Origin of the sequence: Paenibacillus periandrae (assembly GCF_022458865.1) — a bacterium.
GTDB lineage: Bacteria > Bacillota > Bacilli > Paenibacillales > NBRC-103111 > Paenibacillus_S > Paenibacillus_S periandrae.
The window spans coordinates 127,957-143,325 of record NZ_JAJNMU010000008.1 but is presented as its reverse complement, the minus strand read 5'-3'; the positions used below and the strand labels follow the sequence as shown (position 1 = coordinate 143,325).

Sequence of the window (15,369 nt, the reverse complement as noted above, 5' to 3'; positions counted from 1 at the left end):
AATGGAGATGTACTTTTATAAAAAGACAATTCAATTTAGATTGGAGATGGTTAGAAAATGAAATTTCAATATACATTAACCCATAACGAAAGCGAAGAAAGAGTGGATGAAGGTGCAGCGGATTTTCACTTCCCATTTAGTAAAGAAGACATAATTGAAGCAGTTGACTTTGAAAGCATGATGGAAGTAATTAAAGATAAGTTTAAACATTTAACGAACAATGAATGGGACTGGTATTGTAACGCACAAGGTACGAATGGTGAATTTAGATTTCAAAATTATGAGGACGGATTGGCCGTTGTATTTGAAGTTACTTCTTTATAAAACACTTTACTATGTGTCTAGGCTTTAGAATGAATCTAGTATATATAAAATGTGATTTTGAGAGGGAGAGGTATGATATGGTAATTGTAAATGTAAATGACTTGGGTAATGGAATTTCTTTTACCATTAAATACAAAGGTAAAGAGTATAGTTTGATTTTCAATGAATCAGGAAAATCATGGTTTATATTCGATTCTAACAATGGTATGTGTAGGTCATATACAAGTATCTCCAATGAAAAGACAATACAGCAGCTTGAAAGGTCATTCAAAGATGTAATTTACCTGCCACAAGGATAAATTACCCTTAACATAATGACGGAGAGAATTTGAATCTTTTTATCGAAAATAACTACCATGAAGTAATCGTGCGTGAGAATCAAACGAGAAAGCTAGTTAAATACTTGGTAGATAATTCAAGGGAGATAAGCGTGCTAGTTTTGACATTTACAAAGTTACTAAAAAGCTGTCTGTTAACGATTTTCAGACACAAGGAGGATGTTAATGAAAAATAGAGAAGACTTAATTAGTTATTATGAGAAACAATTAGAAAAGGTAATTAGTGAATATGGTAATGATTCAAGAAAAGAGGAATATATCAAGCTTGCAAAGGAAAATTTAGAAGCAGTAAAAAACGGCAGGGAATGGTAATTTAATAAACTAAATTATTTTTGTGCGAATTATGTGGAAAACCTGCAACAGACAGAGAATATTGCTCCACCTGTTGGGAATGTGAATGTCAATGTCAATGCGATGATGACTAAATAAAATGCGAGTTCTATTTATAATAGGAGGAATTAATATGAGCAAAAATAATCAAGTAATCAATGGTGAAATCAGATTCAAAGAATCGTTCGCACCTACTGGTAGTGACTATATGAAGTATGAAGGTTTGAAATTTACGGTAATTCGCCAGTTGGAAGCAGGGAAAGAGTTTGATAAAACAGACGAAAACCCACGCATGTATGTGATTCGCTTGGAAAACGATGAAGAAGTCCACGTTTTCAACGATGAAATTGAAATCTAAATAAAATATGACTTCAATTTAGATTTTAAAGACTAACTAAAGTGTGAGTTTTATTTAATATTAGGAGGAATGAAGATGAGAGAACACGATAAAACATTAGGCGAATCCCTTGGATGGATGGAAAAGCAGATGAGGATTTATGAGGTCATTGAAAATGCTTGTAATAAGCATGGTGTAAAAATGAATGACAATCAAAAATCTCATATCGTGCGCTATATCGGAGAAAATCAGCAACTAGATATGATTAAGGAAGTTGATTCTCTTGTAAAAACCGTAAAGGAATCACAGGATCAAACTAAATAAAGCTTGGCTAAGGGGGCGGAAATTCAAAGTCTGCAAGAGCATTCTACAGTTTGTTTATAACCATTGATTATGTTAGTATAGTTCCATAAGAGCTCATTAATTTTCTGGTCCCGGCATGCGCCATAAAGACCATCTCATGAACAAAGCACTTCTTTCTAGTGAATAACCAGCGAACGTTGGAATTTTCCGCGTACCGGTTGAACCTAGTTAGGAGTGCTTTTTTTATGGGCACTTATGACAATATGAATCCTTAGGAGGAATAAAAATGAATAATACAAAAAAAATGAATTTAAAATGGCATCATCATTTGGTAACAGGAACAGGCATTTCACCAACATCGTTATCATATTCGTTATCGGTAAAAGAATTTCTCAATCAAGTCAATCTAATGCTGCGTAACTCAACAGGATACGATGTGGAACTATACCTAAAAGAAGGTAACGAAGGTTCTATAGAAATTTTTTTGTATAATCCAACCCGTGCGGTAAATGATCCAGACGGCAACACATGTACTCTAGCCAAATTGCTTATGGAACATCATGCGTATCCAGTCGAGTTCCCTGATGAATTTGCGAATGAGCTCATAGGCAAACTTTTCGAAGCGAATCGGCACCACGTAGGTCGCACGCATTTAATCGATGGGTGGGATAAGCTAGTAATCACATTATTGGTAAAACCAAAGGATCGTTATTTTATCGTTATTCACCCTTCGAACGATCAATACCTAAATGTATTCTGGCACGAAGAAGACTTGAATGATACGGGATTGATTCATCTTCGAGATGAAGAGACTGGTACGATTGATATTTGGAGGCATGATGCGCTGGAAATTTCCAAGTCTGATTACGAGTTTCTAATTCTTCAAGAAAAAAAAGGGCATAGATGTCATATAGATTATGCAAAATCGGTCATCAGCAAATATCTGAAAGGTCGATCCTATAGGCACTTTATGGACATCAATCCAAATAGAAGTCAGTATCGTTCCATTTATTTGGTATCACCACTTCAAAACATTACAAATACACACATAGAGGCTTTTGACGAAGTGAATGGGGAACTGATTACGCTGGGGCGAAACCGGAATTTCAAGAGTGTCGCTGATTTTTGTGAGCTATCTGAAGAAGAATATGGTGTGTTTCTTGATATAGGTGCTCGCTTAGGTATAGGGCATAATTTATATATCGAGCAAGCAGACAAAACCATTCATGAGAGAACACCTGTCTTTGGGGAAATGAGCAGAATGGAGCTACGTAATGGCATCCCTTTCTATCCAGTTTGGACGAATCTATCTGAAGGGTTTGAATCGGATAAAGCAATAGATGGATTCATTGAATTTCTGCTTTCCACCTATAACAGCAGTGATATCGATAGTATCATGAAACGTCTATTAACGGAAAATGATGTATTTGAGTATGCAAGAGCACATATACAGGGTTGGGTGAATACACGTTCGCATAACCCTGGAGAATATCAACTTACTCAAGAGCAGCAGAAGGCATTCGATCAGATGAGAATATCCATGTCGTCTTTATTAACGCAATGCAATCAATCCACCGAATTCAACGATTGGTTAAGCGAAAAGAAGGTCTTTCATTCGAGTTTGGATGACATTCTGAAACAAATTAGCTTAGTGTAAAAAAAATGCGAGAGAGGATGTCTTTGGATATCCCCTCTTTATTCTTATTAAACGATTGGAGGAACTGAAATGATAACAGTTGATAAAAGAAAAGTAACTTGGACGCAGGCCGAAAATATGATTAAAAAAACGGGTCGTTTTATTGGCTATATCCGATACAGGAATTTAATCCAGGCATTTGATACCAATAATTATCCTTTCGCATCGGGGATCTCAGATAAAATATCTTTGCTTGCTAATGAGTTAAGGAGACGTGGGGATTATCGTGGTAAGGGCTCAACCCTATGGATTGATGATATTAACTCAGTCACAAAGGAAGCCATAACTAAAAAAGAGTTTACCATATGCAAACGCTTGAATGCTTTACCAGACGACGGTGTTGTGCTTTGTATTGATCCTATGACAATCAGCATCTCAGAACCTGAATTTCCCAATCCACTAGATCTTACGAAGCATGATGTGTGGGGGATCATCAACCTTAACACGATGAAACAGGTCAGTACCGGAATGGTCGTAACATCGGGTGGAGAGAATTGTCCATATTTTGGGGATACCGTTCCTTTTAAAGCTGTGACCGTGGTTTGCAGAATTAATGACGTCGATGATGTAAAGAACTGGCTCAATCAAGTTCAGGGTGCCGGTTGTATACAAAAGCAACTCCAGGTTAATGACCAGCTGGTCGCTATCCGTGCACATTACAAGTGTGAGTAAATCTTATGCTAAAAATTTTGTAACAATAAAGGGTTGGGGATACAGATCCGGAATCAGTGTTTGTCAGCGACAAAACTTTGCGATACCATTAAAATAAATCGGGTATCCGGATTTTATGGTAGAATCAAAAAACTCGATTCCATTAATGGATGAGATTAAAAAAGGTGATCTTGAATTGTTCCAAGAAAACGTGTTCAAATTAATTTTCTTGATTTCAGATGGATTATTCGGAAATAGAAAATTTTACTTATTTGCGGTAAGAATCTCCCTTTTATATGAAAATATTGTCCTGTATAGGGTTCAGAAAGTATTTTTGTTCCAATATTGTGAGTGCTGCCGATATAAGAAGTTAATACCCTCACGAACAGGGCTGTGCAATGAATGTGAATTATGGGTGGAAGAAAATAATAACTAGCCGAAATCAAAATGAGGAATAAATCAATAGGTGTGTGTGTTAAACATGACGAATATTACACTTAATGATAAAAAAGCTCTGGCATGGATAAAGACACATAATGGCAGTATATCCTTTCACAGTGGCTATATTCACTTTACAGTGGATGGCTCCATTGATTGGAGGAAAGATGCGAAGGAGAAAGTTGATTACGTGGAATTTAAGGTCGGATTAGATAGTGAATATGGTCGTACTTTATCTGAAGCAACAGAGAGACGAATGTCCACGACATATACATGTCCAGTCAATCTTGAAACATTTGAAGAAGACGGATCCAACATTGTTCCAGTCAAACGGGAACTTTCAGGGGGAAAAACACCTTGGGATCAGTTATTTCATGAAGAGTTATTAAATAATGTGCAACGCATGTTCGCTTCCCTTAATTCTGTTAGGGGTGTTATGCAATCATACAAGTCTACGACTATCCCACTCCAAGGATTCGATGAGCACCCTTTCTGGGGATTGGATGGTGGGGGAGGTATTGCAATGGAAAAGGTCTCACAGATTATAGATGAAATCTACGCAATGTACAATGGAGACAATCTATATCGCTCTTTTTATAGATATGCCAATGACTTGCTTTTCGAGCCAAGCGATTATAAGATTTCTTCGGGCTGGCATGTATGCTCAACTTGTAGAAAAATGGTAGAGGATGATAGAATGATCTTAGAGGGTCAGCCCTGCAACAACTTCACTTTCTCTAATAATTGTGATGGTACCTTGCGAAAGTTGCAATGGAATGATTTTGGGAATAGAAATAGAGGTGGACAATGAGTATTACGCAATTGTTTTCCATTAAAGAGCCTTGTAAGGATTGCCCGTTCCGGAAAGATAATAAGCTTGATTTGAGGCCTGGTCGCTTAGAAGGAATTATTCGTGCTCTTCATGACAACATTCCATTCCATTGTCATAAGACTATCGATTACGATAAAGAGAGTGAAGACCAAAAGGTTGAAGATGCCCTATATTGTGGTGGGTCAATGGTGTATCTAAAAAAATGCGAAAATACCAACGTCCCAATGCGCCTTGGACAAATGCTCGGTGTATTTCATCCAGATGAGCTACGCGGCGAGGATCTTGTTATTGAACCGTTGGGTTTGGACAAGTATGTGCCTCCAGCACGAGTGAATGAGAGTACTACTCATAATAAACGTGTATAGCAGCCAAATGAGGGAGCGGGTAAAATCGCTCTCTTATCACTTCATCATTTCATTTTCTTGTTAGGCGTGATAAGATAATCTTATACTTTTAGAATATTTATGATCCCTAGCAGGCGCTTCAAGGGATATTCGAACAACTAATACACTTCAACGAAAGTGGACTTTTGCCATAAGGCAGCATGCCTTTTCATGGACAAAGGGTCTCTTTCGTTAGGGTGTATTTTTTTGCGCCTTATTCACAACCCAATCCCAATACATGGAGGTTTATTATTATGAAAGCAATCATGAAGCGGCTCTATAAGATTAAAAACCGGCTCTATATTGAAGCACATTACTTGAACCAATTCGGATTTAATATTGGTCAAGCCATCAAATACGAGATCGATAAAGACAAGAAACAAATTACAGTTATGCCGGCCATAGCATCAAAAAAACATGTAGCTAAAACGACTCAGAAAACCGGTGCCACAGTTCCTGTCATCGACATCAAGGCCCATGAAGTAAGGGAGTTTTTGGAGAACCACCAAAAAGTTGAGGTTGAGATTCAACAAGGAAAAATCATCTTCACAGTTCTAGAAGCAATTCAAGTTGCTACCAACGTCATTGACTTTGAAGAGGCTAAAAATCAAAAGCTGGAGATGCAAAAGCGCCAATACTCCGTAAGCCTGGTTGAATTCGGTAATGTTGTAAACTACCAGCAGATGGATTTGTTTGATCTTTTTCAAGCTGACAAGAAAGACATTAAGGAATCCCTTGGTGGACGAATCAGCACCGGTATTCAAGAAAAGACAATTAAAATGCTATCTCTCTTCTCTGGCTGCGGCTCTTTAGATAAAGGTTTTTTGGATGAGAACTATGATATCGTGTTCGCAAACGATCGCTATGATGACCGTACCATGAAAGACCACCACATACGTACTTACCGAAATAATATAGGTAATCATATTGTTATGCGTGATGTGATGGAGTTTACCCAAGCGGATATTCCTCAAGTACACTTTGTGGCAGCCGGAATCCCTTGCGTCAAATTTTCCGCATTAAATACTATCAATAATTTCAGAGACGAAGAATCTATGCACCACCCATTAGTAGAAAAGACTTTAAACATCATAAAATGGAGCAACTGCAGTGGATTTATTATTGAAAATGTGCAAAATTTCATTACTGTAAAAGGTGGGATTATGCTCCAACGATTCAAGGAAGTCCTCAGTGAGTTTACCATCACCGCACGTGTTATAAACGCTATTTCTCTTGGATCGCCTCAAAAAAGAAATAGAGCATTTATACTGGGTCTTAAGGGAGCTGAACCAAACCTTGATATTCCACATATATCAGCATTTACAACAGTGGGAGATGCGTTTGCAGATATAGAAGGCATACCCCAACAGGATATGTTCTTTACACCCACAGAAAAAACGTTGGAGCGTATGATGTATGTCCCCCAGGGAGGGAATATCAATTCAGTACCCATGCACCTCCGATCTAAAAAAAAGCTATTTTCAAATTATTGCCAAAGGCTTGATACTCATAAACAATCGCCTACGATTACTCACGTTCAAGATGAGGTTTTTATCCATCCCGAACTTGATCGTTATCTATCCGTGAGAGAGGCCGCCCGTCTGTTTAGCCTACCAGATGATTTTATATTCAGTGGACCATTGACAGCAATATTTGAGGCACTGAAAAATTGTGTTGATTATAAAGTGTCTCGCTTTTTGGCGAAGACCATTAAGAAACAATTATTACCTTTGTTGCAGCCTTAGCTCGCTGTCGCTTAACATTACTAACCCCCGCTACAGAGTAGTAGGGGGTTCTAGTGCGTTTGCAAACACAATTATTTATGAATAAACATGATACCTAGAATGTATGGTTTGGATTTATCGACTGTTTTTATTTGACTAATCAAGTATAATACATAATGGAGGTAATCCAATTATGAAAAATCTAATGAAAAATCCTCTGTTTCAATTTGGAATAGCAGGTTCTGTATTACCGCTCATTTTTCTTGCACTTACGATCACGATGTATATGTATAGTTTTGAGTTTATTAATGCATTGAATTCAGATGCATATTACAATTATGCAACCGATGACAAATATTCGTATGATGTATATTTTGATTGGACAAAAGATGCTGAAGCAAAGAAATCTTTTTATGAAAGCTTAAAAAAAGACCTTCCATATCAACCTGCTAGAAAACAGGATTTCTATATGATACTACTTAAAAATGAAGAGGCGTTCAAGGAAAAAATAAGCAATAATGAGGAATTCTATGCATATCGTGAATATTTAAAGAATCATCATTTGACGGTAGATTCACTTGTCACATATATGAAAAAATTTATTGATTTAGACAAAGTGATAATAAATGCCTGTTTTTACATCGCATCTCTAATTTACTTGTTAACATTGTATTTCCTGTTTAGATTAAGAACCTTAATTTATTTCTCGTCAGGAATATTTTATTTTCTTGGTGTTATCAATCGCATTACGTCAGGACTTGTATTCAATGCTTTTTCTCCTTTTTTTGTTGACAGGTTGGGAGTATTCAAAACATCTCAAGACTATTTGGATTTTACAAAAGGACTGTTTCCTGCATTTATTGAAGCTGCATTAACGTATATAATTATTGAAGTTGTTATTCTGCAAGTTTTTGAAACAAGAAAACGTAGTGTGGCTTTAGTATTCTGGACTTCATTCCATGCATTAGAAAATACACTAAAAGTGTTGAATGAAATTAAGACTAAGAATCCTAATTTAGTTATAACAAAACTCAATGATGTTGATTTGAATGGAATTCTTAAATATTGCAAACAAAACAAAGAGGATTTTCATTTAAATCTGGCAAAAGAAGAAGCAGAAAAGATTAAAGATATTCGGTTGGATGTTTCAGAACTATATGAGAAACTCTCGATAATCTTTCGCATCTTAAAAAAATCTAAATTCCTGAAAGAAAATTTCACAAAATAAGAAGTTCGTTCAAGAATCGACTAACATGGGTTGGGATTAATCCACTCCTATTTTGTTTTATCTCATGCAACACTAGCGGCATGTGATGAAGCCTTCACTTCTGAAAGGTGGGAGGCATGTCACAAGACATCCGAAGAATCGTTAAGACTTAAACCTAAATCATTGTATAGGCTTATAATTTCTAAAAATATCTCTGACTTCCGCATATCAGATAATTCGGAAAGATAGTCATCATACAAACTCGTAAGACGTTCGAGATGCATAACCTCTCGTTGTTGTTCATCGGACATGTCGTCTACCTTGTAATCCGAATCACGAGCTAGCATATCTTCGTACTTTTGACGATACTCCATTCTCGTGAGGGGATCAGGGTTTCGATGTGCAACGATAAGTAGGTGGCCCAATGTTCTTTTAAATAGAATATAGTTTTCAGCATTTCTATCCATAATCAGCCCTCCATTTATTTAATACAACAGACATAAGATCCCGTGTGAATGTAATTATTTAGGTTTATGAGATTATTTGGATGTTTTGCTCCTTTTAAGTATAACACATTGACTATAGATCAACTTGAAAAAGAAAAAAGACCTGATCATCCCAAAGGATAAATGCAGGTCTTTTCATTAGTTAATTTACTGTTTTGACAAGCTCTTTGCGCTTGTTCATAAGTTCTCTTAATTTGAGGCCGAGTTCATCTTTCTCCATTTCGCTTTTAGATAGTATAAATAGCCGATACATGCGATGGATGAGGCTGTCGATGTTTTCAACAGTTATTGTCATTCATGTTCCTCCCAAATCTAGGGTTCATGTTTTGTTCCATTATTATGTACAAGAAGGGGTCACAAGGCATCCCCTTAATGATGAACGCTTACTTAAGTGGTTTAGAATTCACTTTTTGTTCATTCGAGCTATCTTCTATGAAAGCTTTGTACATCTTGTCAACTTCATCAGTCTCCTCAGGGTCGCTAGACCGCGCAAGGGCGTTTTTTGCGAGGAAGGAAAGACCGTTAAACCCTGCAAGAACGGATGTTCCTACCACTTTTATAAGTGTTGTTGGTTCCAGTAGCGCAGTGGCAGCCAGCGCAGCAAATCCTCCGATCAATAAATCCCCCATAATACCAAGGTTGAGGTAACGTTTTTTACCTACTTTTTTGATGTATGGAAATAATGCGCCATCGATACGTGCAGATACCACAGCATTGACAAGTCCACCAACTACAAATGCTACAATCAAAGTAATTGTTGTCACGAGTATTCACTTTTCCTTTCTATTATTTGATAATAAAAAAACCGCTGCTAGAGTCCCAAGAATAATGAGCTCCCAGAGGTTAATTGTTGGTGAATATATTCCCCCAAACAAAAAAAAGATCAGAACGACCTGGATTCTAAATGCATAAATCCTCATGACTATGTCATTAAGGTATGCTTCCAAAGATGGAAAGTTAGAATCGGTTAGTCGCCTGACCTACCGTGTGAAAGAGATATATTTAAGATTTATTATAGATCATTTCCTAAAGATTATCTAGACGTACTGAGAACAAAATAGACCTCCATGGGAGGTCCATTGTTACTTTCAATTTATTATCATTTGACCGACAAAACCTTATCTTTGAACTTCAGTATTTGTTAACCACTACTTTGGGAATGGGAACAATCAGTTTCTTTTCTTTAACAAGGGTTTATGATAACATAATGAGTGTAGATGTTTATTAATTTCGATCTGGCCATACGGCGAAAGATTAGTTTAACAAAATGCGCGTAGTTATGCGACCAATCTGTCTCTGACAGACATCCATTTTGGATTGGTGGTGTAACTAGGTGCATTTTTGCCTTTTTGCATCTGTTCATAAGGCACATAAAGCCATGAAAGAGTAGGGCAATAGGGAAAGCTTGATGTCAGAATTTCCACTCATGCATTAATGGATGAAATCTTTAACGATTCTGTATTTAGGAGCATTAAGGACGAATAACCTGAGATCACCTCATTAAAAAAGGAGTAAAAGTATGAATTGTACATGTATACCAGGGAGTAAAGCGCTATGTGATTCATGTCTGCATTATGATCAGTGGATCACCATGTCAGACGAGCAGTGGAGTGAGTATTGCCAGCTTGATTACGAAGTTCCAGAAGACATATGTGAAATATGCTTCAGGGCTAACGACAACAAAAATCTTACGATCTGCACATCCTGCGAAGTCACCGTTTTTAATGCAAATCAGGAAGCAGAAACCTTAATGTTTAAACCAAGTCAACATGCGGGTGAATTCCTTAGTAAGGAGATTTCCAACTTAGTTGCTTTCCCACCACTCTTTCCGAAACTCCAAAAAACTAATAAACCCATGGTAACCCGCTCATCCTGTCTCAGGCTCGTAAAAAGGTGGCAGAAAAAATAATCATAAAGAGAGACGATAGATGGCATCCAGCAATGGATTGTCCATCTATCGTCTCTTTTTCATATGTGATCAACTATTCCGCATAGTAATCTCGGTTTGAATTGTCATTCGAACATGTTGGAGAGCAAGTAATTGTACTTCATCCAGTAAATATAATTTTTTATTATCTTTGATTTCTGCGTTAAGCCTACTGACCTTTTCCATGGAATCGCTTATAATATGATCAATTTCAAGGCATATGCCTCTTAATCTTTGTTCAGAGCTTGACGACAACCATTTTTTTGAGAGTTCATCATTATCATGCCATTTTGCACTAATCATTTGTCTAATTAAGTTACGGTCATCATCAACCATGTAAAAATCCCTCCTAATCCACCCTATAGTTATTTTAGCATTCAAACAACCAAATAATAAATAAAGAAATGATATACGCTGAGAGATCCTTTTTTTCGTGTAAAACAGGAGAATGTTGAATTACGGGTGAAATTAGCATTGCTCTTGGTCTCGAATTTCATTTATGTTATATTGTATACGAACTAAATATAGTCACACATCAGAAGCACTGATGACAATACCTCTAAAACAGGGGTGATTTTGTCATTTAGTGCTTTTTCTTTTTTCTTTTTAAATATACAATAGAAGGAGAGACTGTTTGAAATGGAGGAAAAGGATATGAAGGCTATTCGAAGCACGCTACGTCAAGAATCTCTTAATATCATCCAGGTTTTCACACAATTAAAAAAAATGAACTTGCAGCACGATGATATTGAGGAGCGTATTGCTCCTAATATCCATCAGTCCGCTAAAAAAATGTTACGGCATAAAACGCTGCAGCTCTCAATGGAGTTTACATCTCTTGGTCATGAGTATAATCAATTGACGCGGCAAATTAATGATGAAGAACGAAAAAAAATAGATATTGACCAACATAGATATTTACAACAAACTATCCTGGAACTTGAGTATAAAATGCTCGAAAAAGCGCTAGAGCTCAAGAAAATTGAAAATCGTAAGGTTCCTGATACACCTATTGAAGCCAATTTAATAGAACACGGTCTTTTTGGGGCAGGGTCTCATTCTAAAGCAGTTATGAAAAAGAAATATCCTAGTGGTATGGTGCAGCAGACTAGAACTGGCTTCCGGCACCTATTTTATCAAAATGCAAATGGTGTTTTTCTGGGGACATTTGATGTACGCGTTTTAGCAGGCTTAACAAAACTCTATTTCGAAAAAGGGATGAACCAACAATTCTCCTTTCAATTTAACGAATTAGTCCATGCTATGGATACAGAACCGTCAGGAAGAGTGTATTTAGACCTTTATGACAGTCTGCTTAATCTTTCACGTACCCAAATTATCATGGAGGAGTATTACTTACCAGGTAATAAAGTTCGTCAGAGGACAATTTTGTATCATCCAATTGATACACTAGAATTCATTCTACGGGAAGGGGAGGAACCGGGGAAAGAGAGAGCTGCTAGTGTTTCTTTTCACTCTTTCATTAACCGATCCCTACAAGCAGGAAACTTGCATCATATGAACGTAGTCCTGTTTAACGATTTCCATAAGCCAATCACAAAGCTCTTGTATGTCAATATGATCAATTCCTGTGCACAAAACATAACCTCCTTCCATGTAGACACGTTGAGTCAACATCTGAATCTTCAGACGGAAAATCGATCACTAGTTGTTAGTGGAATCATAGAGGCTTTTCAAGAACTACAACAAATGGATGTTATTGATTCCTACGAAATTGTGTATGGTCCCAAAAAGAGTATCCAATATATTAATTTTGTACCTGGTGATCTGCTTCAACTACAAAACAAATTTCCCATTCAAATTAATTCAGACGAAGAAATTAAGGAACCACTACAACTTTTCCTGATTAATAACAAAGATCAACAGCCCATCTAAAGCTGTTGATCTTTTTTTATAGGCCAAGATGATTTGATAGAAATATTCTATTGAATAACCAATTATCAATGTATATACTGAACCCCGTCACGAAGTATATACTGAACCCCGAACTATATACAGGGACCCGATACGAAGTATATACTGAACCCCGAAGTATATACTGAAACCCGTCATGAACTATATACTGAACCCCGAACTATATACTGAGCCCCGAAGTATATACTGAAACCCGTCATGAACTATATACTGAACCCCGATTGACCAATTGATTTTAAAAATGATATTGTCAGATTATACCCATTTCTGTGGAAAATTCGCCCTTTTCCGTTTAATTGTCCACAGGTGTATACATGAAAAAGAGTCCTTCAATGAATAAAGGACTCTTGCTGTGGATATCTATGCTACCAACACAGGTATCCAAGATCATATACTGGAGATCACCGGCACCCACCAGATCTCACTTTAACACTTTCCACGCTTTCCACCTTTTTTTAAAAAAAGGAGTTGGAAGGCCTGCTTTCATATTGTCTTCTATGGGTATATCTTATCAAATTGTATCGGTTAAGTCTATATATAAACGGATAGAAAGGAGGTGTCAGAGGAATGCAAACACTCGTGTTAGCCAATCAATTAGGATTGGTAGAATGCTTACCCACGTATCCTGTTAAAGTAACATCCCTATTTTTAACAAACTTGTTCGATATGAATCTAAACTTTAGCAGCCGAGTTAAATTCACTTTCAGTGATGGAGGGACTGCCCGTCTAAAAGATCATCTTACTCATGCTGATTTACAACTTGTCTTTATTTTGTTTCGATGCTGTAATGCATATGGATATATCGAACTCGCAAACAGAAAGGCGATCTATCGACGGCTTGAGCAAGAGTTTGAGATGCCTATTAGTGAAAGTCAGTTTTATGTGTCCTTAGAGAAATACATTCAGCATCAACTCATCGTAACTGAAGTATCAGTTGATGGTCATACGCGGCACAAGCTAAACTACTTTATAAATGAAAAAACGAATAAAATTGGTCACTATGTTCTTTTCCATCCCTTCATTTTCTCGAAGACTTTCGACGAATTAACCCTAGCTGAGAAGAAGTTAATCATTTCTTCCTACACACAAACAAGCGGGAATCCGAAGAAAATAATCTCTCGAAATTTAAAGCACATAGATGGTGTCTTTAGACATGCACAATTTTCAGGATTGCTGTCCTTCTTACATAAAAGCCAAAAAAGCCATATTTCTGAAATTCTAACCAACCTGATGAATCTCGAAGTGCCAGTTGCTCCGAAGCAAAAGGCAAATCTTTTCGTTAATATTGGTTTAGTTAAAGGAAAATTGGGTTATAAAGCAGAAATGCAGTTTAACCCTCAATTCTTATTAGCTGTCTCAGAAGAGGAGCCTCAAAAATATTACCATCCTCTGGATGCCTGCTCTCTCTATCCGAAGTTTCACGCTCTTCTAAAAAGGGAAGCGGATTTCTATGGGATCGGTGAGCTCTTAGTCGATCGTCATATGGCCAATAGACTTGTACAAACGCTGCGGACTATCAATATTCGATTAATACGTAATGCGTTTCACGAGCTCAGCAACTATTTTTCAAAGAAAGGCACACTCCCACGTAATCCGGAATATATGATCAAGGAATGCATCGAGTCAAGGTTTAATGAGCTTCTCAATGTAGTAATAAGCAAAACTGGCGCCGAAGAGTTTGTGCGGTACCCTGAAACGATGGACGAGCTTATAAAAGAGCGGAAATGGTCTTTTAGTCAGGCAGCCGCGAAGTCAAAGCTTGGGATTAAAAAACTTCGAGTCCTCATTGAGCAATCTGTACATAGATTGTCGGATCTTTATCCCGTCGTACCATGGACAATAGAAGACTATGGACGCCGAAATGACTTTCAGTACCAGGAACTTCGTGGATATTTGGATATCGATGGCGTCAGGAAAGAAGCATTGAGACTAAATATAGATCCATACTATTATGGCAGTCTTGAATACAATGCTCTTTTAGCTATACGAAACACGAATCCTAAATCAGTTGAAGAATGGATGCACGGGGAATTACTAAAATTACCTGTATTGGCTGGCCAACGCATCATTCCATTTAATTTCCGATTGGAGAAATTCCTCTTCAACGAAACACGATAGTACAGCTCTCAAGGATCAGTTCCTGAGTGCTCTTTATCTTGCATTCTCCCATGTCAACATACCAGTCAATTTTTGCTTAGTACCCTCAGTCGAAAAAATCGAACCTAATCAGCGAATACGTTCATCCCTTAGAAGAGAGGAATGGGCTTTTTTTGTTCTATAAATCATACGATTCCAAGTACATTATTGTATATTAATTGTGTATATCTTTCATCATTTTCTCAATCTGCTTCTAATATAATTGGACAGACGATGAAATCATTAAAAAAAATATTTTTCCAAGTCTCAACTTGTTAAGTTATGTGGATATGTGTCATGTT

17 protein-coding genes are annotated in these 15,369 nt (G+C 37.0%); 13 read left to right on the top strand and 4 right to left on the bottom strand.

The genetic code is table 11. The features are described from left to right. Positions 1-57: 57 nt before the first annotated feature. The 11 genes from LRL21_RS14950 (at position 58) to LRL21_RS14900 (ending at position 8,584) form a co-directional block, all read left to right on the top strand. Complete coding sequence (locus LRL21_RS14950; RefSeq protein WP_240416596.1) at positions 58-324, top strand: hypothetical protein; 267 nt, start codon at positions 58-60, stop codon at positions 322-324. Between the two features lie 77 nt (positions 325-401). Continuing rightward, a complete protein-coding gene (locus tag LRL21_RS14945) occupies positions 402-623 on the top strand; it encodes a hypothetical protein (RefSeq protein WP_240416595.1) in 222 nt (73 codons plus the stop codon). 204 nt (positions 624-827) lie between these two features. Next, entirely contained in the window at positions 828-974 is a 147-nt protein-coding gene (locus LRL21_RS14940; RefSeq protein ID WP_240416594.1) for a hypothetical protein, read from the top strand. A gap of 151 nt (positions 975-1,125) precedes the next feature. Next, positions 1,126-1,350, top strand: coding sequence for a hypothetical protein (locus LRL21_RS14935; RefSeq protein WP_240416593.1), 225 nt, complete (start codon positions 1,126-1,128; stop codon positions 1,348-1,350). A 75-nt stretch (positions 1,351-1,425) separates the two neighbouring features. After that, positions 1,426-1,653, top strand: a complete 228-nt coding sequence (locus LRL21_RS14930; protein ID WP_240416592.1) for a hypothetical protein — start codon at positions 1,426-1,428, stop codon at positions 1,651-1,653. Between the two features lie 265 nt (positions 1,654-1,918). Beyond that, positions 1,919-3,289: a hypothetical protein gene (locus tag LRL21_RS14925; protein WP_240416591.1), complete on the top strand. Its 1,371-nt coding sequence runs from the start codon at positions 1,919-1,921 to the stop codon at positions 3,287-3,289. 69 nt (positions 3,290-3,358) lie between these two features. Beyond that, on the top strand, positions 3,359-4,000 hold the full coding sequence (locus tag LRL21_RS14920; RefSeq protein WP_240416590.1) for a hypothetical protein: 642 nt from the start codon (positions 3,359-3,361) through the stop codon (positions 3,998-4,000). A 460-nt stretch (positions 4,001-4,460) separates the two neighbouring features. Further along, the gene (locus LRL21_RS14915) at positions 4,461-5,228 is read left to right on the top strand and encodes a hypothetical protein (protein ID WP_240416589.1); all 768 of its coding nucleotides are present in this window, start codon (positions 4,461-4,463) and stop codon (positions 5,226-5,228) included. After that, entirely contained in the window at positions 5,225-5,614 is a 390-nt protein-coding gene (locus LRL21_RS14910; RefSeq protein WP_240416588.1) for a hypothetical protein, read from the top strand. Before LRL21_RS14915 ends, LRL21_RS14910 begins: the two co-directional genes overlap by 4 nt. A 272-nt stretch (positions 5,615-5,886) precedes the next feature. After that, positions 5,887-7,377, top strand: a complete 1,491-nt coding sequence (locus tag LRL21_RS14905; protein WP_240416587.1) for a DNA cytosine methyltransferase — start codon at positions 5,887-5,889, stop codon at positions 7,375-7,377. A 172-nt stretch (positions 7,378-7,549) separates the two neighbouring features. Next, positions 7,550-8,584, top strand: coding sequence for a hypothetical protein (locus LRL21_RS14900; protein ID WP_240416586.1), 1,035 nt, complete (start codon positions 7,550-7,552; stop codon positions 8,582-8,584). A 119-nt stretch (positions 8,585-8,703) separates the two neighbouring features. Here the strand turns inward: LRL21_RS14900 and LRL21_RS14895 are convergent, their stop codons facing one another. The 4 genes from LRL21_RS14895 to LRL21_RS14880 form a co-directional block, all read right to left on the bottom strand. Continuing rightward, a complete protein-coding gene (locus LRL21_RS14895) occupies positions 8,704-9,030 on the bottom strand; it encodes a hypothetical protein (RefSeq protein ID WP_240416585.1) in 327 nt (108 codons plus the stop codon). 181 nt (positions 9,031-9,211) lie between these two features. Beyond that, positions 9,212-9,364 (bottom strand): hypothetical protein, encoded by a 153-nt coding sequence (locus LRL21_RS14890; protein WP_240416584.1) that lies wholly within the window; start codon positions 9,362-9,364, stop codon positions 9,212-9,214. An 88-nt stretch (positions 9,365-9,452) separates the two neighbouring features. Continuing rightward, positions 9,453-9,833 carry a DUF4257 domain-containing protein gene (locus LRL21_RS14885; protein ID WP_240416583.1) on the bottom strand — a complete coding sequence of 127 codons (381 nt, stop codon included), beginning with the start codon at positions 9,831-9,833 and terminating at the stop codon, positions 9,453-9,455. A 1,214-nt stretch (positions 9,834-11,047) separates the two neighbouring features. Beyond that, positions 11,048-11,332, bottom strand: coding sequence for a hypothetical protein (locus tag LRL21_RS14880; protein WP_240416582.1), 285 nt, complete (start codon positions 11,330-11,332; stop codon positions 11,048-11,050). 303 nt (positions 11,333-11,635) lie between these two features. Here LRL21_RS14880 and LRL21_RS14875 point away from each other — a divergent pair, with 303 nt between their 5' ends. Both LRL21_RS14875 and LRL21_RS14870 read left to right on the top strand, forming a co-directional pair. Then, on the top strand, positions 11,636-12,892 hold the full coding sequence (locus tag LRL21_RS14875; RefSeq protein ID WP_240416581.1) for a hypothetical protein: 1,257 nt from the start codon (positions 11,636-11,638) through the stop codon (positions 12,890-12,892). Between the two features lie 606 nt (positions 12,893-13,498). Then, positions 13,499-15,049, top strand: coding sequence for a hypothetical protein (locus LRL21_RS14870; RefSeq protein ID WP_240416580.1), 1,551 nt, complete (start codon positions 13,499-13,501; stop codon positions 15,047-15,049). Positions 15,050-15,369: the final 320 nt, after the last annotated feature.